Source organism: Mesorhizobium sp. M7D.F.Ca.US.004.01.2.1 (assembly GCF_003997785.1).
GTDB lineage: Bacteria > Pseudomonadota > Alphaproteobacteria > Rhizobiales > Rhizobiaceae > Mesorhizobium > Mesorhizobium loti.
In genome coordinates this window covers 1-873 of the sequence record NZ_RZRQ01000705.1, presented here as the reverse complement: position 1 = coordinate 873, position 873 = coordinate 1, and the positions used below count along the sequence as shown (strand labels likewise).

Here is an 873-nt window from a genome sequence, read left to right as displayed (position 1 = left end):
GACCAGCATGAAGTACCAGACCAGGGAGCGGTGGTTGAGCGCCCAGTCGGAGAGATTGAAGCCCTTCATGAGGCCCCTCCCTCGGGCACTTTCACCTTTTGACCTTCGCTCAGGCTGTGGACGCCCGCCGTGACCACGCGCATGCCGGCTTCAAGCCCTCCGGCCACCGTGAACGTGCCGCCATTCTTCGACGCGACCTTGATGTCGCGCGCGCTCACACTCGATGTCTGCGGGTCGACGATCCATACTTTTTCGGCACCATCCTTTTCGAGCAGCGCCGACATGGGCAGCTCTATCTTCGGCACAACCTTGGTCATGCGGGTCGCCGTCACCGTCGAGCCGAGCCTGAAGGCCTGCGGCGGATCGGTCAACGTCAGCTTGACGCGCCGCGTGCGGGTCGAACCCTCGGATTGCGGCGCGATCTCGCGCAGCTTCGCCTCTGTCTGGATTGTCGGTAGCGATTGCAGGATGACCTGGAACGGCGTGCCGGTCGCGAGGTCGCCGGTCAATTGGTCGGGAATGTCGACCACCGCCTCGCGCAGGTCCGAGCGCGCCACGGTGACGACCGTCTGGCCGGGCGAAACCGTCTGGCCAACTTCGGCACCGACGGCGGTGACAACGCCGTCGAAATCCGAAAACAGGCGAGCGTAACCCAGCTGTTCCTGCGACTTGGCCAGCGAAGCCTTGGCCCGTTCGACACTGGCTTCCGCCGCTTTCCTTGCCTGCTGCGCGGCATCGAAGACGGCCTGCGATGTGTTGGCGGAGGCTAGCAGCTGGCGCTGGCGCTCCTCGCTGGCGGCGGCGTTGGCGAACTGCGCCTCGGCATTGGAGAGCTCGGCCTTGGCCGCTTGATCCGACCGCGCTGGAGCTGGC

General features: G+C 65.5%; 1 protein-coding gene. It reads right to left on the bottom strand.

What is annotated here, in order from left to right:
* Positions 1–65 precede the first annotated feature (65 nt).
* Positions 66–873: efflux RND transporter periplasmic adaptor subunit (locus EN993_RS36315; RefSeq protein ID WP_127266282.1), on the bottom strand; the 808-nt coding region annotated here is incomplete at its 5' end.